Here is a 25,832-nt window from a genome sequence, read left to right on the forward strand (position 1 = left end):
TAAAAATTTTATTACGTATAAAAATATCAAAAATACCTGCTTTAAAGGAGACATCACTACAATGTCAGTCAAGAAGCTCTTGTTTACGGCCATTGCCTCATTATCGCTGGCCCATCTGGCGGTTGCCCAAACTGACCAGCCCAAACCACCCAATATCGTTGTCATTCTTGGCGATGATATGGGTTTCAATGATATAGAACCCTTTGGTCAAACCGTTATTCAAACGCCCGAACTGAATAAACTGGCGGCCGAAGGGATGCGTTTTACCAATTATCACGTGCATCCAACCTGCTCACCCACAAGGGCCCAGTTAATGACCGGGGTTGATAACCACTTGGCGGGCATGGGTGCCATGGGTGAATACCGTACCCCTGAAATGGACAACTATCCCGGAAGCTATATTGGCTCCCTGAACGAAAAAACCAATACGATTGCCGAAGCCCTGAAGGAAAATGGTTACTTCACTTTCATCACCGGCAAATGGCACTTGGGCGCCAAACCGGAACAGCTGCCTGAAGCAAGGGGGTTTGATAAATCCTATATCCTGATTAGTGCTGGTGGAAGCCACTGGGATGACTCCAGTCTGGTTGCCATTCATCCTAAAAACAAATTCTCCGAAAACGGCAAAATCATTCCCAGGGATACCGGCGAGTACTCATCCGATCTTTACACCAATAAATTCATTTCTTACATACAGGAAGCCGAGAAGCTGGATAAGCCATTCTTCGGTTTCCTTTCTTTCCAGGCCGCTCACGACCCCTTGCATGCGCCTGCCGATTTCATCAAAAAGTATGAAGGAAAATTCAGTGCCGGTTATGAAAAGCACCGTGAAGAACTGTTTGAGAACATGAAGCGTCTGGGAATTGTACCCAAAACCAGCGTGATGTCTCCTGCTGCCCCGATGCAAAAACGCTGGGATGAGCTCAGCCCCGATGAAAAGAAATATCAAGAACGTCTGATGGAAGTGTATGCCGCCATGGTTGACAATATTGATATGAATATTGGCAAAGTGGTTGCCGAACTGAAAAAATCAGGAGCCTATGACAGCACAATGATCTTTTATTTCCATGATAATGGCCCCTCTCCTTCCTACATGGATTTCTATCCAGGCAATGCGGACGGAAAATGGATTGCACAGGAGTTTGATACGTCTTACGAAAACCTCGGTGCCCCCAAATCCTATGCCGGCGTAGGGCCTGGATGGGCAGCAGCCAGCTCGGCACCGTTCAAGCTGTTCAAATTCTTCATGACCGAAGGCGGCACATTATCACCCATGATTGTCAAAGGCCCTGCCGTCAGCAAGCCCGGCTCTATTAATGACGCTTTTCTGGGCGTTGAAGATATTTACCCCACCATTCTGGAACTGGCCAACGCCGAGCGTAGCGAAACACGTAATGGCATCCCGCTGGCCCCATTAAAAGGGGTGTCCTTTGCCAATGTCCTGCAAGGAAAAGCCGACTCTGCCCGACCTGACAACTTTGAACGTGGCGAAGAGCTGTTCAACAATAAGGTTTATCGTATGGGTAAATGGAAGTTAAGCTGGTTACCCAAACCTTTTGGTGAAGAACGCTGGCAGCTTTTTGATATGGACAATGACCGCACGGAAACCCGTGACCTGGCCAGTCAGCATCCTGAAATTGTTGAGGAAATGGTGAAAAAGTATGAGGTTTGGGCCAAAGAACATAACGTTCTTAACTGGGATTCCGAGTTCCTGGCCCAAGGTCTTTTCAATTATTTTGATTGGAGAAAAGGCCTGCCAACACAAATCATCATTAAAGACTAAACAGTAATCATCAGGGATACCCGTCATGAAACGAAAATATTTACCCGGCACATCCATGCTTGTCCTAACCTTGCTGATCAGTGCAGGCAGTCATTTCTGTCAAACGGCTCAGGCTACGCCCAAACACGTGCAAATCGGAGATGGGGTGAATGGTCCTCGTGGAATGGTTTGGATTGACAGTGGACAGTTTCTAATGGGCAATGACAGTTACAAGTCACAACCCAATGAACGTCCTGCCCATCTGGTATCCCTGGATGGATTCTGGATAGACCAGCATCATGTCACCAATGATGATTTTGAGAAGTTTGTTGCCGAAACGGGTTACATCACGACGGCAGAAAAAAAACCGGACTGGGAAACCATCAGCGTCCAATTGCCTGAAGGCACCCCTCGTCCGAATGATTCCGTTTTAGTTCCCGGAGGCCTGGTTTTTATTTCAACCGAAAAACCGGTATCACTGGCTGATTACTCTCAATGGTGGCGATATGCCCCTGGTGCAAACTGGCGGCAACCCAACGGACCGGGTTCAAATATCAAAGACAAGGGAAACCATCCGGTTGTACAGGTTTCGTATGAAGATGCCATCAACTATGCCAAATGGGCCAAAAAACGATTACCGACAGAGGCGGAATGGGAGTTTGCCGCCCGAGGCGGACTGGATCAGGCCACATATGCCTGGGGAGATATCCTCAAGCCTGACAATAAGGCAATGGCCCACACCTGGGATGAAGCCAGTTCAGCCTTTCCTGTGCAGTCAGCCAAGGTTTTACCAGGCACATTGCCCGTTAAAAGTTTTGAGGCCAACGATTACAAGCTGTATGACATGGCCGGCAATGCCTGGCAATGGGTCGCCGACTGGTATCGTCCCGATTCCTTTGTGATACAGGCCAAAAACCCGTCAAATCATAATCCCCAAGGACCAGAGGCTTCCTTGGACCCAAGCAGGGTCAGGCCGGATGCGCCCACCCGGGTTATCCGTGGCGGTTCCTTTTTATGCAGTGAAACATATTGCGAAGGATACCGTGTTAGCGCAAGACAGGGACAAGACCCGTACAGCAGCTCGGCCAACGTGGGGTTCAGGCTGGCCATGAGCATGGAGGAATGGGAAAAACTGACAAAAGATTAAACCTTGTCCATTTTCCGGATGAAATAAAATGGACAATAAAAAATAAACCCCGCTACTCAAAAAACAGGGGGTTTATCAGTAATCTGACCTGTTAATTAAAACAGGTTTATTTTTCATGCCTGGATTTGAGCTGTTAATTCATCCAGGAATTGATCCATCGTTGCGTACGGGCACCAGTTGCAAAACGGTTCCATTGCTCTTCGGGACGATTGAAGGCTTTGGTGAATTCATCACACATGTCCCGGTTCTCACTCATTTGCGCAACCGCCTGCATGGTTTCCTGGCGGGGCGGTTTCAGGAACAAATTGGTCCAATGGGTGGCACACTCAACGCGATCCCTGCGTTTATCATCCACGATCTGGCAGAAACGCTCGTCAATGACCGACTGCTTGACAATTTCCTCACCCAACACGAAGGCACTATAAGAAGCCATATTGGCCCCCTGCCCCATCAAGGGATCCACCGTTGCATGCGCATCGCCCAGCGCAATGGCAAATTTATCATCACCAAGGCCAATATAGCCTTCACGAACCACGGGTATAACTCCCCCTTGCAATAAATCACGGGAACCATTAGCCAGATCGAACTTGGCCGGATCAATGCGTGCGCTAATGGTTGGGTGATACTTCTCCAGCTTTTTCAACATGGCATCAAGGAAACGACGGGGGTTTTCATCATAATTCAAATGCGCCCATTCCTCTGTGTCACCGCCAGGTATGTTCAGGGTTAGCAATGCATGACCCGCGCCCTGGAAGGTCACGGTAGGCAAATCAATAATCTCACCATTTCCAGGAGAGTTGGACAAGGTCACGTTACGGTGTTCCTCATCGGCAATCCCTGTATAAATACCGGCACAAATTATGCGTTGAGGCGCTGAATGCGGACTGAGTTTTTCATTGCGTGCAAACACATCCCTTAATGTTCCCTTACCCACGCACACCACCACCAGATCCACGCTTTTGGCCAATCCGGCCAGGTCTGCCGCCTGAATGTCTTTGTATTGAATCTTGCCTCCTCGTTCAAGGAAATCATTCATTAGCTGGGGCAAATAAATTCTGTAGTCAACCGCCCGGCTGGGAGAACCCAAATCACCACGAAAATGCAAAGGTTTTTCCCCACCAAAATAATAGGTCTGGCCTGGATAGCCATATGTTTCATCACACCAATGATTCACACCCAGCTCCTTTTCACGTGCAACGGTAATTGCATGATGGGTGACTGTATTAAGCAGTCGCAAACCGGCATATTCTTCCGGTTCGCGATCGGTATAGATAGTGACGTCCACATCATGCTGACGCAGATATAAACCAAGATGAAGCCCACCAACACCTGCACCCACAATGGCAATTTTTTTATTCATCTGAATAAACTCCTTTAAATATCAATTAAATTCTTATAATGAAAAAAGCGATTTTTATATGAAAAATATATTTTAATCAATACCTTACAAATAAAACATATATCGCCAGTTCATCTTAAATTGATATCATCAAATATTCAAATGAAATAAAATAGCACACCACATTACTTTAAAGTTATATTGTTTTTTTTAAAATCAAGACTGAAAGTTCAAGACAGAAATAAATGTTTCCTGTTTTTCTCAATCGACTCAGGTGTATCAAAATCCATCACGCACCCCTGATCATCAACAGGAACCCGGGTTAGGTCATTAGAATTATCCTGCAGGATCTTCCTGGCGCCCCTGTCGCCTCCCAAACTGACAAGATCGTTAAAAAACGTCTTGGAAAACCAGACAGGATGTCCCTGTTGCCCCTGATAATAAGGGGCCGCCAATTTTGCATGAGTCGCAGAAGCCACCATACTGTGCAGAGTTGATACCTGGATAAGTGGCAAATCTGCCGGACTGATGAGCCAGCCGGCATATTGTTCAAGATGGGAAACCGCATAGGAAAGCGAGTCACCCATGCCAGAGGACGAAAACGGCATTTCCAGAAAAGAGATGCCTTCCCGCTTTAAGCAGTCGATATGTTGCCGGGAATGGTTGCTAAGCACCACCCAGACATCAGAACCCAGAATACGCTGGATTTTTTTTGCCGTATGAAGAAACATAGGCACACCATTCACATCAAGCAGACGTTTATCTGCGCCAAAACGAATGGATTTACCGCCAGCCAGAATAATGGCCGCTATTTTTTGAGGTTTCTCCATATGTCTGCCCCGAGCTAAAATACTTTTTCAACATCAATGTTTTTGGCATAAGCGACATCCGAAGACGGGGGCAAATTGACCGCATTTTTCACTGCCAGGATTTCGGCCATCACACTGACGGCAATTTCTGATGGTGTCTTGCTGCCAATATAGACGCCAATTGGTCCGCGCAAACGTGCCAGTGATGCCTCGGTCTGGTCAAAATGCCTGATCATTCTTTCTTTTCGGGCACGACTGTTTTTACGTGAACCGATAGCACCCACATAAAAAGCATCTGTTTCCAAAGCCTGCAATAAGGCCAGATCATCCAGTTTCGGATCATGCGTTAGCGCAACAATGCAGGTACGGGCATCTGGCCTGAACGCATCCACGGCGTCATCAGGCATCAGAGTGGTTAACTTGGCCCGTGGTATGGACCATTGTTTATCTGCATTAAGACGTGGGTCACACACCGTGACATCAAAACCGCAAAACAAAGCCATGGTGGCCAAATACTCGGATAATTGCCCTCCACCGATAATCAGCATACGATATTCAGGACCGAAACAGCTTGACAAAAAACCGCCTTCAAGCCGCAAGGGTGTGGGTGCCGGTGCACGCGACAACACAACGTTACCGTCCTCCTGCCGGACAACCCGATTCATCAGGTTTCCGGCATCCAGTTCCGCCACCAACTCGGCCAAAGCTTTCACATCGGTGTTAAACTCCAGAAAAAGCTCGATGGTTCCGCCACAAGGCAATCCGAACTGGTGTGCCTCGTCGGCGGTTACCCCATATTTGATCAGCTCGGGAGGACCATCCTGAATGCCTGAAGATGATCCAAAACGGAGAATAAGGTCATCTTCCAGACAGCCTCCCGAAACAGAACCGACGGTGGAACCACTTTCTGACAGAGCCATGATAGAACCGATTGGGCGAGGTGAAGACCCCCATGTCCTGACGACCGTCACCAAGACCGCTTTCTGGCCTAGTTGACGCCACTCAAGCAAGGTACGCAAAACCATTACATCAAGATTTTCCATGAGTCCCCCTTATGTTCATTTAGTCAAGACATGATAAGTCAAACATGCCCTATCAATAAGAAAAAAGGTTTTGTATTATCAAAATACAGTCTGGATACCAATTCGGCTAATAGACTGGTTTCTGCTGGAAGAAGCATCGTCAGGCCCAAATAAACCATTGATGCTCGCCCTGCCATTCTTGTTAGTTCTTTGATAAACCTGTTGCACATAAACCAGCGTCCGTTTTGACAAAGAATACGACAGCGTAGAGTTGATTTGATGGGCGTAATTTTTATCCAACTTCGCATTACCTTTCATATAGTTATAGCTGGCACCTAATGCCCATTTAGGATCAATTTGCCATCTACCGCCAATTTCGGCCGCATAAACGGAAGCATTATTGGAACGGTTACTGGTTTTGGTAAACAAGGCAATCGCCGTCACTTTTTCAAACTCATAGTGCATACCCACACCCCATGTCCGCACGGGGGTTTGTACCGGTGCCATGGTTGCGTCCACTCCATATTTAACATCCGTATAGGCGGCCCCCATTCCAAAAGGCCCCGATTTATAATTCAGGCCAAAACTGAGCGTCCTGTCTTTAGTCGACCTATTGGGCCCGGAGCCAAAGCCATATAGTGCGCCTGCAGTAAAACCGCCAAAATCTGGTGTTCTATACTTGACAGAATTATGCACTTGTTCTCCGGCTGTCCTGTCCCAATCAGACCCTCCTGTTGCATTAAAGGGGATACCCAACTTTGCAAAAGGACCTTGTCTAAACGTATATAAACCGCCGGCACTGGGCCCCGCCGCATTCCTGGAAATGGTCAGGGAATCCCACATGAAATCGAATTGGTTACCTAATGTCAGGCGGCCATATCGATCACTATCCAAACCTACAATTGCGGTACGGCCAAAAAGGCCATGCCCGGGAATTGTTCTACCTTCATGAATATCAAATTGGCTTTGCAAGTCAAATATGACTTTTGTGCCATCACTTAAATGCTCACTGCCTTTAAATCCAATAAATGAAGGTGTGTAAATACCTGAATCCGTCCTAAAACGCCGGTCATCTCCCTGATTTGAAATATAAGATACGCCTATATCCAGCAAACCATAAATTTGCACACTATCTTTTTTTTCCGTTTCAGCATGTGAAATGCCTCCTGCCAGGCAACATGCCAGCCCAGCTGCCACCAACTTCTTCTCCATACCGCCTTCCTTTTTTAATAAGTAATAATATTTTTAGTTTAAAAAAATCAAACACTTGAGTAATTTTGTACAAAACAGAAGGCAACAGAATGCCCTCCGTTTTACACGGTATTTTTTACTTCGTTTGCTTAAATGTCTTTAATTAAGACTTGGCAAGAAAATCACCTATCGTTTCATCAGTATGAAAGACAGGTTTTTCATGATAGTGAGGACCATCATAAATTTCGATCAGCACACTACGCTCATGTGCAATAGTCGGACCATGCGGATGTCCGACTGGATTCATATAGAATGAACCGGGCTTCAATCTCAAGCCAACATCAACATATTCATAATCACCCTCAAGGCAATACATGAACTGGTTCGAGGCATGCGTATGCTTAACAGGAATACGGCCATCCTTCTGGAAGTCCAGCAAAGCAATGCTTGCCCCCGTTTCAGGATTTTTCCATAAAAAATACTGACGGAAACCATATTCGGGATAATCAATCCACTGTTCGGGGTCCAGATCCCGGGTATTCAACAGGACTTCCAAGGTTTCACACAGTGCTTTATTTTGCTCATGCATAGTAAAACTCCAATGCTGGACGCCCTTCTTTAACCCAGCGGTTATACTCTTCCTTGCTGGAAACATTGGCAGGGAACAAACCAATCAATGAACGGCCACGCTCCAAATGCCAAGCGGCAAACTCTTCATACATTTCCGCATCGGCCGCTTCCTGAGCCACTTCATCAACCAGGTAGCGGGGAATAACCACAACACCATCACCGTCACCAACGATAATGTCACCAGGATAGACAGAGACACCGGCACAACCAATCGGAACATTCCATTCAAGCGGATGCATGCTTAATGGTGTTGCTGGCGCAGCACTTTTTTGCTGGAATGCGGGCAATCCAATTTTAATGAAGGCCGGAACGTCACGAAAACCACCATCGGTCACAACCCCTTCCACTCCCCGTGTTTTGAGTCGCAATGCCATCATGTCACCCATTGACGAGGCGCGCGTATTGCCAAACGCATCAATGACTAAAACCGATCCTTTCGGGCAGATTTCCATCACACCCCGGTGTTTATTATCATCGCGGGAATAAGCATCCATCGTGTCAATGTCTTCACGTGACGGAATGAATCGTAATGTAAAGGCCGGCCCGATCATTTTTGGCTGCCCTGGTGAAAGCGGATTAATGCCCAGCATCAATGTATTGCGAAAACCGCGTTTCAGTAAGGCATTAGCCAAATTGGCCGTACTGCTTTTCATCAAGGCAGCCCGGGTTTCCTCAGATATTTGAGCGAAATCATTTTGGCTTTTCACGATATTCTCTGCCAGATTTTTTGACATCATATATGCTCCTAAATTCGTAATAGAACTTGTCATATGCTATTTACGCAGAGTTTCTTTAATAATGGTATTTTTCAAAATACCTACGCCTTCAACTTCCACCTCAACCACATCGCCCTCTTTCATCCAGACCTGGGGATTACGACGCAAACCGACACCACCTGGCGTACCGGTTACAATTACGTCGCCGGGTTCCAAAGAGGTAAACGTGGAAATAAAACTGATAAGGGTCGGAATGGAAAACGTCAGCATGTCTGTCGTGGTTCTTTGCATTTCCTCGCCATTCAAACGGGTAACCAGGCTTAACACACGATCGGTAGACAGCTCATCCGTTGTCACCAGCCAGGGGCCAAAGCCACCGGTTGCATCAAAGTTCTTGCCAGGTGTCCATTGATTGGTTGCCAATTGCCAATCACGTACGCTGCCATCGTTATAGCAAGAGTAACCGGCAACATGCTCAAAGGCCTGATCTTCGGGAATACGACGACCACCCTTGCCAATCACAATCGCAATCTCACCCTCAAAGTCAAACTGATCCGACTCTGCCGGACATACCAAGGGACGATTGTGGCCCACCTGGGATTCATTTAAACGCAGGAAAATAACGGGAACTTCGGTATCCGGACGATTGCCCTCAACACGATGGGCAAGATAATTCAGGCCCGCACAAAAGATACGCGGTGCATTGGGAATAACCGGCAGAAAAACCACGTCGTCAACATGAAAGTCCGGTTGTGAGTTTTCAACCAGCGCCTCCAGACGGTTCAGCCAACCACCTTTAATGGCAGACAAAAGATCCGGGCAAGCCTTACCCAGGCGGCGCCCCAAATCATAGACATATTCGCCCTCAACCAACCCGAAAGTTGAGCGATTCTGACTTATAAAAGACATTAATTTCATGACAACTCCACTTATCCTTATTTCTTTAATAACGCCTAAAAAAATTAACTTAATTTTCCCGACTGCATCAATTAATGCGATTGGGCAAATTCAATAGCTCGTTTCAAAGCATAAACAACCAGTTGTGCCCGATAGGCAGCCGAAGCATGCATATCAGCGTTCAGACCCTCTGCAGACTGAACACATGCTTTTATTGCATTCACACTAAAATCTGATTCAAGCAATTTTTCAAATTCATGCTGACGAAATACACAGGGAGCAGCCCCATTAATCGCAACTCGAACTTTTTTATCCATGGTTTGCGAAATAAAACATCCCGCCATCACGTAACCCGAAGCAGGATTGGGCATTTTGCAGTAGCCCGCTTTAAGCACACGTGGAAAATTCACGCGCATCACGAACTCACCCTTTTCAAGCGCCGTGCTAAACAATCCGGTAAAAAAATCATCCGCATCAATCGTGCGTTTATTGGTGATAACCTTGGCACCCAATCCAAGCACTGCCCCTGGGTAATCGGCTGAGGGATCATTGTTGGAAATGGAACCGCCAATCGTGCCCATATTTCTAACCTGAGGATCGGCAATACCACTAGCCAAAAACGCCAGGGCCGGGATTGCCTGCACGATTTCTTTATGACCCGCCACTTCTGCATGCCGGGTCATGGCCCCCACCGACACCATCTTTTCATCCACGGTAATGCCACGCATTTCAGGCAGATCCTGTAAGTCAATCAGCAATGCCGGATTGGCCAGTCTTTGTTTCAGGGTTGGCAACAGCGTCATACCCCCGGAAATGAAGCGGGCTTCAGGATTTTTACTGAAAAGCTCATTGACTTCCTGAACACTTTTCGCACGCACATAATCAAAGTTATACATAGTTATACGTTCCCTGCCGATACGCTACCCTGACACTTCCTTGCACAAGAATGAATGGCATCCACAATCCCCTGGTAACCGGTGCAACGGCACAGATTACCCTCCAGCTCATGACGAATGACCGCCTCGTTGTCAGCACAGCCACGATTCAGGATATCCAGCCCCTGCATGACCATTCCCGGTGTACAGTAACCACACTGTAAGGCATGGTGTTCCTGAAAGGCGGCCTGCAGCGGATGCAGGTTTTCCGGAGTTCCCACCCCTTCAATCGTGATCACTTCTTTTCCATCTGCCATAACGGCAAGCGTGGTACAGGACTTGACACTTCGGCCATCCAAATGCACAGTGCAACAACCGCACTGTGTCGTGTCGCAACCCACATGAGACCCTTTCAGGCCACAATTTTCACGCAGAAAATGAACCAAAAGCGTACGGGGTTCAACCTCGTGTTTCTGCTCAATACCATTAACCATAATGGCGACTGTAGTTTTTGACATATTTTGAATACCTCGGTAAAAATCCTGACCTGAAACACCCTTATCTGGAGCCCAGATAAGCAGCCAGTAAAGCAATTACTAAAACGGTGAAAGCCCAGGTCCATGCCGGCATTTGAATGGATACACCCGATTTGGATGGTGTCGCTTGCGCATACACCGGAGCAGGTACAAAAGCCGGTGTCGCAGCAACCGCCGAACCAGCCGCTGCAACAGCAGTTCCCATTGCCGGTGCTGCCACCTTGGCAGGTTCTGCCACCGCAGGCGCTGGACCCAGCAATTGTTGGCTGAAACGCTCAAAAAACTGTTTGGTCAATTTGGCCGAGGTCGCATCAATCAGGCGTGAACCGATCTGTGCAAGACGCCCGCCTATTTCTGCCTTGGCTTCATATTTCAGCAAAGTCCCCTGATTGGCCGCCTCTTCCAGCGTGACAACCGCACTGCCTTTGGCAAATCCGGCGACGCCCCCATCTCCCTCAAATGCCAGGGTATAGGTTTCAGGTGCTTTCATATCAAGTTGTCTAAGTTTTCCATTAAAACGGGCCTTTACCGGACCAATTTCAATAACCACCCTAACCGCATAAACGCCTGTCTCCACCTCAGTCACTGACTCACAACCAGGGATTGACAACCGAAGCACCTCCGGATTCATCAGGGCAGACCACACCTGTTCTCTGGATACGGGAAGCTGCTGTTCACCATTCAAAATCATGTTTTTGTCTCACAAAAAAATTAAAGTGGCGGCAAAGTTGCCGGACGCTTGGTTTGCCATCTGAATTGATAAACTTCTATTTTTGATGACAGCTCCGCCTTTTCAAATGGATCGTTATTGATCATTTCCCATACTTCAGCCTCATCATGGGCATCAATAACCATCATCCCGCCAATAGACACTCCATCCTTATTCTGCATGGGTCCACCAAAATGAACTCTGCCATGAAACTGCTTCATATATTCCGCATGCAACGGACGAGTCGCCTTTCTGATTTCTTCCGCTTTACCATCGGTACGGTCAGTCCTGTATACAATAAACTGCTTCAACATACTCATTTCCCTTCGCACTCCTGATTCAATTCGTTCATTTCAAACTTAATGTTTATTATTCAACCGCTTGCAATGCTTCTCCTGATGCCTTGCTTTGCTGAATGGCGTCCCAAACTTTCAATGCGGTCAATGGCATGTCGATATGTTTAATGCCATACACGCTTAACGCATCCATAACCGCCGACGCTACTGCCGGAGGCAGACCAATGGTTCCGGTTTCTGCCCCTCCCTTGACGCCAAGCGGATTGGTTTTTGTTGGCACTGGCCTTAAGCCCACACGGATACGTGGAAAATCCTTTGCTTTGGGCATGGCATAATCAGTGAACGACCCGGTCAGTAACTGGCCATCCTTGTCATGAACGACTTCTTCCAGCAATGCCTGGCCAACTGCCTGGGCAATACCGCCAATAATCTGGCCCTCAAGAATCAGCGGGTTAATGACATTCCCAACATCGTCTATGCCCGAAATATCAACCAGACTGATTGTGCCTATTTCAGGATCAACCTCTACTTCACAGATATAACAACCATTCGGATAGTTTTGCGGTTGTGCCGTAAAGTACCCTCTTCCTTCAAGACCGGACCACAGTTCAGGCGGCAATGGTTTGGGTGCACCCCATGCATACGTTGCCTTCGCCACCTTGTCCAGCGTGATTTCCTTGTTCAGGCCTGCATGGCGATAAACACCGTTACCAAACTCAAGACCTTCCTCATCACACTCAAGCAGGATGGCGGCAACCCGTCTTCCCCTTTCGATAATCTGGTTACACGCGCCCAGCAAGGCAGAACCGCCTACAGTCATGCTGCGTGATCCGAAACTGCCACGGCCGTTGGCCACTTTATCGGTATCTCCCTGTATCAACCTGATTTTTTCAATCGGTACACCCAGCCATTCATGAACCATTTGTGCATAACTGGTTTCATGACCCTGGCCATATGAAAAAGTACCGGCAATAACTGTTAGCCCACCCGTCGCATCGAAACGCACTTCCATCCGATCGCTAATAGTGGCCGCCACTTCGATGTACATGGACAAGCCACGTCCGCGCAATAAACCACGTGCTGCACTTTCTTTGCGACGCGCTTCAAAACCATCCCAATCGGCCAGTTTCAGCGCATCATCCATGAGGGCTTCAAACTCACCACAATCATAGGTTTCATTAATACCCGTACGATAAGGCATCTGTGCCGGACTGATCAGGTTACGACGGCGGATTTCAACCTTGTCCATGCCCAATTCAGCGGCAGCCAGATCCATCATGCGTTCAACAATCAGAGTTGACTCGGGACGACCCGCACCCCGGTAGGTGGTTAAGGTACGGCTATGCGTAAACACGCCGTTTACTTTGACATGCATAGCCGGAAAGGCATAAACACCGGACAACATGCGCGAACCCACCAATGCCGGGTGAGCAGTTGAGGGACCAAGCTGACACCCCAGGTTGTGATGGATATCCACCCGAAAACCAAGAACCGTACCATCATTTTTTAGCGCGATTTCAGCGTCGGCAACCTGATCACGGCCATTGAAATCGGACAGGAAAGACTCACTGCGATCGGCAACCCACTTTACAGGTCGCCCCACCCGTTTTGCCGCCCATAAAACCAGTATTTCCTCTGGATACAGACCACCTTTGGTGCCAAACCCGCCACCCACATCACCGGCAACAACATGAATCTGATGGGCGGGAACACGAAAAACATGTTCTGCCAATAACAACCGTATTCGACTTGGATTAGCGGTGGACGAAGTCAGGTGATAACGCTTGTCCGCCTCTTGATAGGCACCAATACAAGTGCGTGGTTCCAATGGGTTGCCGGCAAGACGCTGGCTGCGAATACGGCTCTTGACAACACGGTCTGCTTTTTCGAAGGCGGCATTTGTCGCCTGCTCATCACCCATTTCATGGCGGAAGCAAATATTACCCGTTGCCTCTGGCCAGACCAGCGGCGCATTTTCTTCAATCGCCGACTCTACGGTAGGCGCTGCGGACATATTGTCATAAACCACCTGTATGCGCTCAGCGGCATCCATCGCCGCAGGAAGCGTTTCAGCCACAATAAAAGCAACCGGACTGCCAATAGCAAGGACACGCTTTGAGGAAAGTGGTGGAAATGGGGTAGGATGATATTTTTTTCCTGTAATGGTGGGGGGTATGCTAACGCATGGAATATTGCCCAACCCATCCTGCTCATAATCTTCCGCTGTCAGGACCGCTAATATTCCCGGAATTTCCAATGCACCTGAAACATCAATACTGACAATATTGGCATGAGCAACTGTGGAGCGTAAAACATATCCTCTGGCCTGTCTTGGTAAATTGACATCATCCGCAAAGGTTCCCTGTCCGGTTAACAGACGTACATCTTCCACCCTGGGAAGCGGTGCCCCTATTCCCTGGGATACCTTGACCATTGACTCTACTTTCATTTACTTTTCTCCACAAATACCCATGCCGCACACTTAACCAACGACTACCAGCATGAAGTAGCATCGTATACATTCTCATCAAGTGAGAATGTCAGCGGGGCACCCTTGCTAATAATCTTTCCATAACGACCTGCATAAAAAAGCAGCCCCCTGTCCGGATGTTTGGGACGCTCCATCGTATGAACCCGTCCAACAAACAAGGTATGATCCCCACAGGAATAAATATGCTCCAGGTCTGTTGCAATTTGTACATTGGCACCTGACAGAACGGGCACATTACCAATACGTTCAAATTGCGGGCATTTGCCTTCCATGGGTTTACCCGCAAAATGGTTACTGCACCATTCCTGGTGCTCACTCAGGATACTCACCCCAAAATAGCCCGCACGTTGAATGCGGTCATGCATTCTTGCCGTACATGCAACAGAGACAATAATCAGTGGAGGTTCCAGTGAGCCGGACATGAACGCATTGGCGGTCATGCCATGAGGTTCCCCATCCACATCAGTGGAAATAACAACAACACCGGTAGCAAATTCACCCATGGCATTGCGAAATTCACGTGGATTAAAATTAGCGACTCGCCCTGCTCGCTGTTCTTCAAGGATTAATTCTGTCATTTGACTCTGCCTCATGTTGGTTGGATTAAAGTCTTGCCTTATCCGTTTTTATTCAAAAAAGTCCCGGGTAGGGTCCATCCCCCATTGGGTCGTATCATCAGCAAAAACGTCGTAATATAAAGGCTCGTAATCCTCGTTAACGACATCACCATCGGTATAGTGTTCAACACGGAAACCGAATGGATCACGCCAATAATCAAAAATCTGGCTCCCGATCAGATGGCGGCCAACACCACAATCCAGACGATGTCCCTTGCCAACCAGATAGTCATGAGAGCCCATGACGGAATCAATGTCCTGGAATTCAAAAGAGCAATGATGGACACCGGTCACTTCCGCCTGCACAATAAGCATGGAATGATGATCAACAAACTCTTCTCCCTTGTCCATCCGCAGGAATGTACCAATCACCTGACTCTTATCGCCCGGCACGCACATATAATCGGAAGCCAGCAAACCAAAACGCTCATTGAACCATTTGACAGACTCGGGATGATTGCTGACACGCAATACAAAATGACCGATACGCAAGGCCAGCCCTGGTTCACGCTTGGGACGCAAAGATGCGTTATAACGGGCTTTAACATGACCGGCATTAAATGGATTAGGCGGACGATGCGTGACTTCCTTGGCTGGTTCCTGCCCCCAGACCGCATCAATTTGCACGTTATCAGGTGTCATCATCCGAACACGCCAGCCACCGCCCGGGTAATCTTCCACTTTGGTAACAGGAGAAGAACCTGGCAACTTGGCAAGCTCATGCAGGTCCTCCATGCTTTCCATGCGAATAGCGGCACCAATGAATTTATTTTCATCTCCAAGCAGAGTGACATGCAAAAAGGGTGATGTACCTGCCCCGCGCATAAACAGACTTTTGTCGTCTTTATGTGCTGTTAATAACCCGAAGTCCTGCATAAAAGACTCCATCAGATCCAAATCATTAACTTGGTAAACAACATAGGCAATTTCATTTCCTAATGGCATATCTCTCTCCTTAAAATAAAAATATTGGTTTAATTATCTGCGTTTGATAACGCTTACATCATCAGGATTGATCAGGTCAGGTACAGTCCAGCCGTCAAGATCATATTCACTCATGCAATTTTCAACGAACGATTTCATATTATCCAGATCACCTGTACCTTGTGCATCCCACAAATTGGCCAGACGTGTCACGTCATTGGAGCCCAGATAGTTGATTTCATACAATTCATGACGGGCACCGAATTCAGTACCGATGGTGTCCCACAACAATTTCATGGTTTTAACGCGGCCTACTGCATCCACGTCACCCGTACCACGCACATATTTGTCAAGGTAGCCACGAATTTCAGGTGCTTTGAAGTCGTTTGCGTGTGAGTTCAGGTAGATCAGACCGCTGGCAACACTGGATTCAATAATGTTTTTGATAGCTGGATAGGCAATTTGCGAAAGTACACGATAAGACGTTGCAAAACGTGCATCAGGCTGAACCATGCCATTCCATGGCACATTGCTCTTTGCCATGGCATCAGACAAGCCCCACATGGCATTACGCCATGCAATGACTTCTCCAAAACGCGACTGAACACCATGAAAACTGGCGCTACCGGTAATTTCCAGTGCTTTTGCCAACAAACCGCAAATAAAATCAAGTTTAACGGCAAGACGGGTACAACCGTGCATCGAAGCACGGCCGTTGAAACCAGAGCCGGGTGCAAAATCGTTCGCCAGGTTTGCATCACCGTACATGAAGACGTCTTCCCATGGAATAAATACATTGTCCATAACCAGAATCGCATCATTCTCGTCCAGACGGCTTGATAACGGGTAATCAAATGGGCTGCCTGTCACTGCGGCACGATATTCATTTGAAATACGGGAAATCATTTTCATGCCAGGCGCGCCGGTAGGAACCATGAAAATAGGTGTGTACTTAGGATCCTTGATAGGAATCTGGCCAGCATGTGCCACAAAGGTATAGTGAGTCAGGGCTGAACCGGTTGCCACCACTTTGGCACCACTGACATAAATACCGGCATCAGTTTCTTTTTCAACATGGATGAATACATCAGAAGTATCTGCCGTCGGTTTGTTACGATCAACCGGGGGATTCATGATTGCATGGTTGATATACAAAGTGCGCTGTTGTGCTTTGGAATACCAGCGCAATGCGTTTTCCTCGAAACCTTTATAAAAAGCCGAATTGGCGCCCAAGGTACCCAGGAAAGACCCTTTATAATCAGGGGAGCGTCCCATCCAGCCATATGCAACACGCTGAATTTCAGCAACTGCGTCACGCGCGGCAACCTGCTCTTCTACGGTTTTGGGTGCCAAAAAATAACGATGGGTAAAACCGCCCGAATCATTGGGTGCAGTCAGCAGCTCACGACGGGACTCATCATGCAGCGCATCATACATGCGCGCAATCATGCGGGCCGAGTTTCTGAAAGCCGGGTGCTCTGCAATATTTTTAACCCGCTCACCATAAATCCAGACCTCACGACCGTCATCAAGACTTTTCAGGTATTCTTCTCCGGTAAACGGTATGTTTTTTGCATTCGATTTTGCATCTTTCTCTTTTAAATTTGTTTCGACTTTCATGTCATATCTCCATATATTTTAAAATTAAATTAAAATCAATTATTTTCTTGACAAAGCCATCGCCAAGATTAATATCAATCCGATTGTCATTGTTGACGCATAAGCACCAACCTGCATCAGATTCAATCCGTTTTGCACCAGCATAATCAAAAGCGTGCCAACCACAACAGCAAATACACGTCCTACACCACCCGCCAGGCTGACACCTGCAATAACGCAAGCGGCAATTGACTCAAGCGGTAACGTCACACCTACATTAGCCTCCCCTGTACCCAGACGGGCAGTTAGTAACAAACCTGTCAAGGAAGCAAATACACCACAAATCACAAAGGACTGGATAATAACCCGTTTAGTGCGAATACCTGAAAGATCGGCAGCACGCTGGTTTCCACCTGTCGCATAAACGTGACGTCCAAAGCGTGACCACTCAAGAAGACCATAAGTAATCAGGATCAGCAGCAGGGCAACCAATGAGGGAATGGGAATACCCATGAGTTCACCAAATCCAAACACTTCGCCCAACACATCGGGCAAACCATAGACAGGCACACCACCACTAATAAACAAAGTAATGCCGAACAAAACGGAAGACATGCCCAGGGTCATCATAAAAGGAGGAATCCTCATGACCGCCATGCCAACACCATTGATCAAGCCAAAAACGGCACCCATTGCAAAACCAACCGCACTGCCCGCAGCAATCGCTAGCCAGGGACTGTCTGGCATGGCAGCCATCATTGATGCCATCACCAGTGCAGCGGCCACGGATGTCAGTGCCGCAATGGCCCCGACCGACAAGTCAAGTCCACCCACCACCAGCACAACCAATTGCCCCAAAGAAACAATCAAGAGGTAAACCGATTGCCTGGCAACGTTCACCAGGTTATCTGCCGTTGCAAAACCGGGAGCCATTACATAAAAAACCAGTGAGGCAACAATAAACAGAACCGGCAACACCAGCATCTGGCGGTATTTATAAATAAAATTCGCACTCAGTCCCGAGGCGGGCTTCTTTTCTGTAACAGGTAAAGTAGTAGTCATTGATGTTGTGTTCATTTGAAGTCTTGCTCAAAAAAAGTTTTCTAGAATGCGATGTTCATCAAATTCATCACGCTGGAATTCGGCAGTAATAGCACCGTTGTTCATGACCAGAATTCGATGGCACAGACCGAACAACTCTGGCAAATCAGAAGAAATCAGCAAAATTGCCGCCCCTTCCTTGCTTAAATCCGCCAAATAACGATAAATTGATGGCCTTGCTCCCATATCGACACCAACCGTAGGCTCATCAAACACAAACACGGAAATATCCTGTGCCAACCCTTTGGCCAGCATCACTTTTTGCTGATTGCCACCAGAAAAATTGCTAATGGGTTCACCCAGTCTTTCTTTCGCAAATTCGACCTTGTCTGACAAATCCTTCAACAGATTGATTTCCTGTTGCGGCCTTAAGACTTTACCGGCTATTTTCCCCCAGATCAGACCTGATAAAGACATATTTTCTTTGGCAGGACGACACATCACCAGACCCTCCTGCTTGCGGTCTGCCGGGCTATACCACAGACCTGCCTCAATGGCATCGGCAGGATGCCTGAAATTGGTTTTATGAGCATCAAGGACAATTTCACCTCCTGTAATTTTTTTCAATCCAAAACAGGCTTGTCCCAATTCACTTTTGCCACACCCGACCAATCCGGCAATACCAACAATTTCTCCGGCCTTTACATCAAAACTCACATTCTCTATATTGGGCACGCCTAATTCATGCGCCAATGACAAGTTGCTGATCTTCAAGCGGGTCTTGCCCAATTCCGGGTTCAATGACGGATAAATGGCATCCAATGTCCTGCCCGTCATTAATTTAATCAATTCAGGCTCTGACGTTGTTGCCGGTACCGTTGCTATCTGTTTACCATCTCTTAATACAGTCACCACATCACCCAGAAGCGGAATTTCATGCATTCTGTGTGTAATGTATATAATTGCCGTTCCCTGTTTTTTCAGCTTCAATACCAAATCAAACAAGGAGCGTGCATCATGCTCTGACAACGATGCTGTAGGCTCATCCAGAATAAGGATTTTCGGTTTTTTTCTTAAGGCCTTGCAAATCTCAACCATTTGCTGCTTACCGCGTGGCAAAGTGGCGACATAGGCATAAGGGTCAAGATCAAAACCCAAGGTGTTAATCAACTCTTTGGCTGATTCAACAGCTGCTTGCCTGGCCAAAAGTCCTATTGAGTCAAGCGGCTCTTCACCCAGCACAATATTCTCTGCAACAGTCAGTTGGGGAATCAGGGAAAACTCCTGAAAAACAGCCCGAATACCTTCTGCGCGTGATTCTGCAACGCTATGAAAAACGCCTTGATGGCCTCCAATTTCAAGCTCTCCCTTGCTGGGCAGATTTGCACCCGCCAGCATGGAGATGAAGGTTGATTTGCCAGCCCCGTTTTCACCAAACAAAACATGGACCTTACCCAATTCAATATCCATATGGATATTATCCAAAGCGACATGATTTCCATATATCTTGGTAAGCCCCTTGATCGCAAGGACGACTCGGGACTTGCCTTCATGCTGCTCAGGCGCCTTATCCTGGATGTTTTCAAGAACTGCGCTTTGCACTATTGCCTCACTTTCCAAAACTGAAAACAGGTCTGAACCCTGCTGGTGCAAAGGTAATTGACGGATCAAACTCGCCAACGCTGGCAGGTGTGTAAACCGTACCGATCGTATCCACCCGTGTCAGTGCCTCGGGGTTGTTGCCTTGCTCAAGAATCCGTACTGCAGAATCAATAGTCATTTTTGCAGTCGTTACAATAGGTGCAACACCTGCGGCTTCAATTTCACCTTTTTTCAGACCTTGATGCACTCCGGGAGTCATGTAAACAGAAACCAGTTTGACTTTATCCAACAGTTTGCGTGCTTTTAATAATGGCAAAGCACCTTCCACCATCACAGCCGTACCAACGATATAGTCCAGGTCTTTATGGGTCTGCAGCATGTCTTCCACCAAACGCGCCTGGATTTCCTTGCCTACATCACCATATTTGGTTTCGGCAATAACCACCGCACTGTCTTTGATGCCGTCCTGGAAGCCGGCATTAAACCCTTCCACAAAACCGGCTCCTGCCGGACCAGGCAACCATCCCACACGAACCTCGGGTGTTCCTTTAGGATGTTTCTTGGCCAGGTACTCACCCGCCCGGAAACCTTCATCACGCGGGTTAGTCAGGACACGTGCAGCCACATCGGTTGATTTGGAACCATTGAAGGCATCAATGACAACGATATTTTTTTCCTTGAGCTGTTTCAGCATATTGCCGACACCCTCGGCATCAATGGAAACCATGACAACCGCTTTGGCGCCACCGGCAACACAGTTCTCAATTTGGGAGATCTGATTGTTAAGCTGCGTATAACCGCCCGCATCCAACACCTGCACACTGACACCCAGTCTTTTTGCCTCCTCAACAACCCCGTAATTGGCCGCCAGCCAGAATGGGTCTTTCATATGCGGAAAGGACACACAGATCGGCCACTTTTGGCTGGCCTTTTGCTGTCCCTGATACGCTACCTTGACCACGTTTCCGTCAGCCCCCACCTGATTGACCTCAAGAGGAAACCAATCAGCTGCATTAACGATTGAGCAGCTTAATGTCATTGATGCTGTTGCCACACATTTTAAAAATAATTTAGATGTCATCCTCTTATTCCTTTAAATTTGAATTTTAATTTTTGGCCCACATTCACTGATTCGTGACTGTTTAACCTTATTTCTTTAGTTATTTCTTTATTTGAAAGAATAATAAGATCATGACCCTATAAGATCAAATGAAATTAAATTGCCTTGTGTATTCCATTTTGGTTATACTGTTCGAATAAATCTTAAAAAAGAGGAGCATTTCATGTCACGTATCGACTGGTATTTACGCGCGAATTTACGCTTCAAGCATCTTCAATTGTTAATTTATCTTGATGAAATGAGAAGCGTGAGTAGAGTAGCATCCGCACTGGCATTGACTCAGCCGGCGATTTCAAAAATGTTGTCGTCAATGGAAACAGGTCTGGGAATTAAAATTTTCAATCGCACTTCTTCAGGACTCGAGCCTACGCAACACGGCCTGTGCCTGATACAAAGTGCCAAAGATATTCTTTACAAACTGGAGACAACCCGGCTGCAACTTAGGGAAATCACTGAGGGTCCAATGATACAAATATCAATGGGTGTTATGCCTATTGCGGCCCTTGCCTTTGCACCTACCCTGCTTACCGCCCTGGATAAAAGCCCCATTGATTTTTCTGTCACCGTACGTGAAAGCACTTTAGGCACACTGTTGCCGCAGTTAAAAACAGAACAACTCAAATATATCGTCGGGGTTATCCCTAATAAACCTTTACAGGCAGATATCCGCTCGGAGGTTTTTTATGAGGACTCTTTTGTCATCGCCGTCAGGAAAGGCCACCCATTGGCCAACGTATCCGATCTGGAATGGAAACACCTTAGCAACTTCCCAATGATTCTGCCCACCCGTGATGCCATCACGCGGGAAATTATTGTAGACACCTTGTTAAGTTACAACATTCCCATCCCCAACCAAACTGTTGAGTCATTATCAACGCTCACCAATGTAGGCATGCTTAAATCATCCGACGCCTTTGGCACCATCCCCCTGGAAATGGCCACTTTTTTTAAAAAATTGGGCGTATTGGAAATATTGCCACTGACCATCACCGATATCGTCAGAAAAGTAGGACTCATCTGGCATATCAATCACGAAAACACGCAAGAGCATGAAATTGTCATGAAAATCTTTCGGGATGCTTACGCCCAATACAACAAAGACCCAAGCAATATATCGATTACGGAAATACCTTTTTACGGATAGAGATAATGTGCTGCTCCATCATTTCGAAAGCCGCCTTCCGGTTTGCTGAAGCGATGGTTTCATACAAGGCTTCCAGTTCATGAATATTCGGGTTTTCAGCACCCGGTGAATAAGTCCTAAACCACAGCCTCATGGAGCGATCCAGTAACTGACCGGCAAAATTGGCTAACAGCTCATTATTGGCCGCTTCATAAAGTGTCTGGTGAAAAAGACGGTCCACCTCCATACTGCCTTGGTGATCATTGTTTTGCGCACACAGGCGCCCGATCTGTACAATTTTTTTCAGTTTATCCAAGAGCTCGGGGGTCATTCTTTGCATGGCCTCGCCCGTCAAGTATGGCTCTACCAGTAAACGAGCATCAATCAGGTTCAAGAAGCTGTCAATGGTTTCCGCCTTAATCAATATGCCCTTGCGCGGCAAAATTGCCACCAGCCCTTCCCTGTCCAGACGATGAATAGCCTGATGAATTGGACTGCGGCCTATTGAAAGAAGATGGCACAATTGCGCAACGTTAACCTGATCTCCTGGTTTTAACTCATTTTCCAGGATCATTTTTTTAATGGCAATATATGCTTTTTCTGCAAGTGGCAGCGATAAAATTTCAGGGCTATCACCCTTCTGAGGTTGAATCATGAACTTATAAGTATAGAAGAGAAATTAATTATGCATGACAGGATGGTCATGAGTGCCTGAATGTTCAAAGGCAATCGTTTTTTATAATCGCCCAACAAAAAAGCAGGCAGAAAATCTGCCCGCCACATTACCCTATGCACAAAAACAAGGGAAAACACAAGGCACCAGGTACTTATTCGATTCTAACATTCGCGTCATTAATGACCTGCTTGTATTTTAAAGCTTCTTTGGTCATAAAATCAGCAAAACCGGCTGCATCGGTGGGTTTTGCCTGCATGCCCTGCTGTTCAAGTATTGCCTGTACATCAGGGTGAGCTAAAGCAGTAGTAAACAACCGGTTTAACTGCTCAATTCTTTCATCACTGACACTGGATTTGGCCAGTAAACCCAACCATGTTTCCGAGGTAAAGTCCGGATAGCCCTGTTCGGCAAAGGTGGGAACATCAGGCATCCTGGGATGACGCTCCGTACCCGATACCGCCAATGCTTTCAGTTTACCCGCCTCAAGATGGGGCGCAATGGCACCCACATCCCCCAATGTGGAATGGACCTCTGAGCTTAATACCGCCAATGTTGCCGGTGCAGCTCCTTTATAGGGAATATGAAGCAGGTCAAGACCAACCTGGTGATTAAACAGTTCATACCCCAAATGGCCTGAAGAACCGGTTCCGAATGATGAATAAGTGCCTTTATTTTCTGCTTTTTTGGCCCACTCGATAAACTCTGTCACATTGGAAACCGGTACATCATTGGAAACAACCAGCACATGCGGATTGGATGCCAGGCGAGTAATTTGGCGAAAATCCTTATTGATATCGTACGGCAACTTCTGCATCAAACTGGGCGTAATCACAAAACTGGCCGCAACCAGCAAAACCGAATTGTCATCATCGGCTTTATTCAATAGTGCCTGCGCACCAATGACCGTATTTCCGCCCGGACGGTTTTCAATAATCACATTTTGCGACGTATCTTTTTCTATAACTTTGCCAATTGACCGGATAATTGAGTCGGAAGGCCCGCCAGCGGCATATGGAACCACTATATTCAAAGGTTTGCCTGTATCAGCCTGGGCCAGCCCGGCATATGAACCCAGCAGTAGACTGAATCCCAACAATATTTTTTTCATAATATCTCCTTTTGAAAAAAAAGGCTGCACCGAATGACAGCCTTTTTTATTGATTTTTAATTATTGATTATTTTTTAGCCAGTCTTGCCTGGCCCTGGATTTCAACCAGAATTTCCGGTTTTGCCAAACCTTTCACTTCAATTAATGCACATGCCGGGAAATCGCCAGTGAAAAATTCGCGACGGGCTTTCCAAACGCCTTGGTTCTCTTTGATATCGGTAACAAAAATGGTCATCGTCACGACGTCATCAATCGTGCCACCCGCAGCTTCACACAGATCTTTCATTTTTTGAAAAATAACTTTGGCCTGCTCGTAACCATCTTTACCAATAATCGTTTCGCCATCATTGGCACGTGAAGTAAAACCTGACAAATACAGAGTGTCTTCTACTTGCAAACAGTTTGACCACAAACCTGGAGCAGCTTCGGCAACATTTGGGCTAGTGATACGAACGCGATGTGATTGTGACATGTTCCTTCCTTTGATAAAAATTTAATTGAATAACAGTGATATATCACTGTTATTCATAATAGGTGGCCATTGATGTGATGTCAAGCACATATTCTTATTTAGTTATGTTTGTTGTTATTTATATTCCTGGTTTTCATGCGTCATGCCTGTAAGGACCATTTTTCAGCTGAAAAACAATATAAATAAACTGAACAAATAAACATTATTTATTATGAGCATATTGCTCATCTCACTGCCCCCCATCTGGCATAACCCCTTGCTTATAAAGGAATTGACCTCTTTGCATTTCCCTACAACTCTGGAAGGATAGTTATCAGCCTCTGCCACGATAAAAAACCAAATCAGAACAATTTTCTGCTCAAGCCAAGCTGAGTACCGTCATTGAAACCGCTTCACTCTATGAGGCGCAGCTCATTGCTTCTTGTCGTTAAAAAGGTGTTTAATAATTAATATATGAAAAATACTAAAATGATAGAGAATATTAATATATACGAATAAGCACGGCCATCGCTGGCTGACAATCAAATCGCCATCAAGGAAGCCGCAAAAGCAGCCAATGCAGAAAGCGCAGCCTTGGAAACCATCACCTACAAAGAAGGCCTTAGCCCCAATTTAAACTGCCAGGCAGCTGGCCCTGTAAACCCTGCCCCGGGTAAAACAGCCCCCCAGTATATTGAAGAAGCCTTAAAATCCGAGTTATATTCAAACGATTTTTATGCACCCGAGTCAAAAAACCGCATTAAGGCACAAATTACTGAACTGGGATTTAGCTCAGCCGGGGCTGCTAATTGGGCTATTGGTATGCACTTGGCTTCTGACTCACTACCCGCAGGATATGATACAAATATAAAATATCCATTTAGTTCCAGCTTTATTGCCGATTACGCATGCCGCAATGTGGCGGAAGCATTTGCCCCAGCCGTACAGCAATTAGTTAAAAAAGCAGTAACTGCACCAGAATTCCAGCAATTGATTAAACCTTCTGGTTTGGCCATACGGTAACCCGAATAGCTTTGTCCTGTAGAGCTTCCCACCTCACAAAGGTAGAAGGCTCTTACTTGTTCCCATGCTCCCGCGTGGGAACAGCATACACTTTGGTCAATGTTTGAACTGGATATCGGTACTGATAT

Annotated in this window: 25 protein-coding genes; 4 read left to right on the forward strand and 21 right to left on the reverse strand. The window is 46.8% G+C overall.

Annotated features, from left to right (window positions below; translation table 11 throughout):
- Positions 1 to 61: 61 nt before the first annotated feature.
- Both IE074_RS00525 and IE074_RS00530 read left to right on the forward strand, forming a co-directional pair.
- Positions 62 to 1,783, forward strand: coding sequence for an arylsulfatase (locus IE074_RS00525; protein ID WP_189383489.1), 1,722 nt, complete (start codon positions 62 to 64; stop codon positions 1,781 to 1,783).
- A gap of 25 nt (positions 1,784 to 1,808) precedes the next feature.
- The gene (locus tag IE074_RS00530) at positions 1,809 to 2,909 is read left to right on the forward strand and encodes a formylglycine-generating enzyme family protein (RefSeq protein ID WP_189383490.1); all 1,101 of its coding nucleotides are present in this window, start codon (positions 1,809 to 1,811) and stop codon (positions 2,907 to 2,909) included.
- Between the two features lie 133 nt (positions 2,910 to 3,042).
- Here the strand turns inward: IE074_RS00530 and styA are convergent, their stop codons facing one another.
- From styA to torT, 18 genes are all read right to left on the reverse strand, one after another.
- Positions 3,043 to 4,269: a styrene monooxygenase subunit StyA gene (gene styA, locus IE074_RS00535; RefSeq protein WP_189383491.1), complete on the reverse strand. Its 1,227-nt coding sequence runs from the start codon at positions 4,267 to 4,269 to the stop codon at positions 3,043 to 3,045.
- A gap of 209 nt (positions 4,270 to 4,478) precedes the next feature.
- A complete protein-coding gene (locus IE074_RS00540) occupies positions 4,479 to 5,078 on the reverse strand; it encodes a nucleotidyltransferase family protein (RefSeq protein ID WP_189383492.1) in 600 nt (199 codons plus the stop codon).
- 14 nt (positions 5,079 to 5,092) lie between these two features.
- A complete protein-coding gene (locus IE074_RS00545; protein WP_189383493.1) occupies positions 5,093 to 6,100 on the reverse strand; it encodes an XdhC family protein in 1,008 nt (335 codons plus the stop codon).
- A gap of 78 nt (positions 6,101 to 6,178) precedes the next feature.
- On the reverse strand, positions 6,179 to 7,291 hold the full coding sequence (locus IE074_RS00550) for a porin (RefSeq protein ID WP_189383494.1): 1,113 nt from the start codon (positions 7,289 to 7,291) through the stop codon (positions 6,179 to 6,181).
- Between the two features lie 142 nt (positions 7,292 to 7,433).
- A complete protein-coding gene (locus IE074_RS00555; protein WP_189383495.1) occupies positions 7,434 to 7,859 on the reverse strand; it encodes a cupin domain-containing protein in 426 nt (141 codons plus the stop codon).
- A complete protein-coding gene (locus tag IE074_RS00560) occupies positions 7,852 to 8,637 on the reverse strand; it encodes a ribonuclease activity regulator RraA (protein ID WP_229793834.1) in 786 nt (261 codons plus the stop codon). Before IE074_RS00560 ends, IE074_RS00555 begins: the two co-directional genes overlap by 8 nt.
- A 36-nt stretch (positions 8,638 to 8,673) precedes the next feature.
- Positions 8,674 to 9,534: a fumarylacetoacetate hydrolase family protein gene (locus tag IE074_RS00565; protein ID WP_189383496.1), complete on the reverse strand. Its 861-nt coding sequence runs from the start codon at positions 9,532 to 9,534 to the stop codon at positions 8,674 to 8,676.
- Positions 9,535 to 9,605: 71 nt separating this feature from the next.
- Positions 9,606 to 10,409, reverse strand: a complete 804-nt coding sequence (locus IE074_RS00570; RefSeq protein ID WP_189383497.1) for an FAD binding domain-containing protein — start codon at positions 10,407 to 10,409, stop codon at positions 9,606 to 9,608.
- Between the two features lie 2 nt (positions 10,410 to 10,411).
- Positions 10,412 to 10,906: a (2Fe-2S)-binding protein gene (locus IE074_RS00575; protein WP_169294255.1), complete on the reverse strand. Its 495-nt coding sequence runs from the start codon at positions 10,904 to 10,906 to the stop codon at positions 10,412 to 10,414.
- Between the two features lie 40 nt (positions 10,907 to 10,946).
- On the reverse strand, positions 10,947 to 11,615 hold the full coding sequence (locus IE074_RS00580; RefSeq protein WP_189383498.1) for an SRPBCC family protein: 669 nt from the start codon (positions 11,613 to 11,615) through the stop codon (positions 10,947 to 10,949).
- A gap of 20 nt (positions 11,616 to 11,635) precedes the next feature.
- Positions 11,636 to 11,953, reverse strand: coding sequence for a YciI family protein (locus tag IE074_RS00585; RefSeq protein ID WP_189383499.1), 318 nt, complete (start codon positions 11,951 to 11,953; stop codon positions 11,636 to 11,638).
- 49 nt (positions 11,954 to 12,002) lie between these two features.
- The gene (locus IE074_RS00590) at positions 12,003 to 14,378 is read right to left on the reverse strand and encodes a xanthine dehydrogenase family protein molybdopterin-binding subunit (RefSeq protein WP_189383500.1); all 2,376 of its coding nucleotides are present in this window, start codon (positions 14,376 to 14,378) and stop codon (positions 12,003 to 12,005) included.
- A gap of 44 nt (positions 14,379 to 14,422) precedes the next feature.
- Entirely contained in the window at positions 14,423 to 14,998 is a 576-nt protein-coding gene (locus IE074_RS00595; RefSeq protein ID WP_189383501.1) for a flavin reductase family protein, read from the reverse strand.
- A gap of 48 nt (positions 14,999 to 15,046) precedes the next feature.
- Positions 15,047 to 15,982, reverse strand: coding sequence for a VOC family protein (locus IE074_RS00600; protein WP_229793835.1), 936 nt, complete (start codon positions 15,980 to 15,982; stop codon positions 15,047 to 15,049).
- Between the two features lie 33 nt (positions 15,983 to 16,015).
- On the reverse strand, positions 16,016 to 17,581 hold the full coding sequence (locus IE074_RS00605) for a 4-hydroxyphenylacetate 3-hydroxylase N-terminal domain-containing protein (protein WP_189383502.1): 1,566 nt from the start codon (positions 17,579 to 17,581) through the stop codon (positions 16,016 to 16,018).
- Positions 17,582 to 17,620: 39 nt separating this feature from the next.
- Complete coding sequence (locus IE074_RS00610; protein WP_229793836.1) at positions 17,621 to 18,622, reverse strand: ABC transporter permease; 1,002 nt, start codon at positions 18,620 to 18,622, stop codon at positions 17,621 to 17,623.
- Positions 18,623 to 18,649: 27 nt separating this feature from the next.
- Positions 18,650 to 20,203, reverse strand: coding sequence for a sugar ABC transporter ATP-binding protein (locus IE074_RS00615; protein ID WP_189383504.1), 1,554 nt, complete (start codon positions 20,201 to 20,203; stop codon positions 18,650 to 18,652).
- A 7-nt stretch (positions 20,204 to 20,210) separates the two neighbouring features.
- A complete protein-coding gene (gene torT / locus IE074_RS00620) occupies positions 20,211 to 21,242 on the reverse strand; it encodes a TMAO reductase system periplasmic protein TorT (protein ID WP_189383505.1) in 1,032 nt (343 codons plus the stop codon).
- Positions 21,243 to 21,486: 244 nt separating this feature from the next.
- Here torT and IE074_RS00625 point away from each other — a divergent pair, with 244 nt between their 5' ends.
- Complete coding sequence (locus tag IE074_RS00625; protein ID WP_189383506.1) at positions 21,487 to 22,467, forward strand: LysR substrate-binding domain-containing protein; 981 nt, start codon at positions 21,487 to 21,489, stop codon at positions 22,465 to 22,467.
- Here the strand turns inward: IE074_RS00625 and IE074_RS00630 are convergent.
- From IE074_RS00630 to IE074_RS00640, 3 genes are all read right to left on the reverse strand, one after another.
- The gene (locus IE074_RS00630; RefSeq protein ID WP_189383507.1) at positions 22,442 to 23,101 is read right to left on the reverse strand and encodes a GntR family transcriptional regulator; all 660 of its coding nucleotides are present in this window, start codon (positions 23,099 to 23,101) and stop codon (positions 22,442 to 22,444) included. The genes IE074_RS00625 and IE074_RS00630 overlap by 26 nt on opposite strands.
- Positions 23,102 to 23,273: 172 nt before the next feature.
- Positions 23,274 to 24,230, reverse strand: coding sequence for a Bug family tripartite tricarboxylate transporter substrate binding protein (locus IE074_RS00635; RefSeq protein ID WP_189383508.1), 957 nt, complete (start codon positions 24,228 to 24,230; stop codon positions 23,274 to 23,276).
- 67 nt (positions 24,231 to 24,297) lie between these two features.
- Positions 24,298 to 24,702 carry a RidA family protein gene (locus tag IE074_RS00640; RefSeq protein ID WP_189383509.1) on the reverse strand — a complete coding sequence of 135 codons (405 nt, stop codon included), beginning with the start codon at positions 24,700 to 24,702 and terminating at the stop codon, positions 24,298 to 24,300.
- 573 nt (positions 24,703 to 25,275) lie between these two features.
- Here IE074_RS00640 and IE074_RS00645 point away from each other — a divergent pair.
- Entirely contained in the window at positions 25,276 to 25,704 is a 429-nt protein-coding gene (locus IE074_RS00645; protein WP_189383510.1) for a hypothetical protein, read from the forward strand.
- Positions 25,705 to 25,832: the final 128 nt, after the last annotated feature.

Origin of the sequence: Advenella faeciporci, assembly GCF_014652395.1 — a bacterium.
Lineage (GTDB): Bacteria > Pseudomonadota > Gammaproteobacteria > Burkholderiales > Burkholderiaceae_B > Advenella > Advenella faeciporci.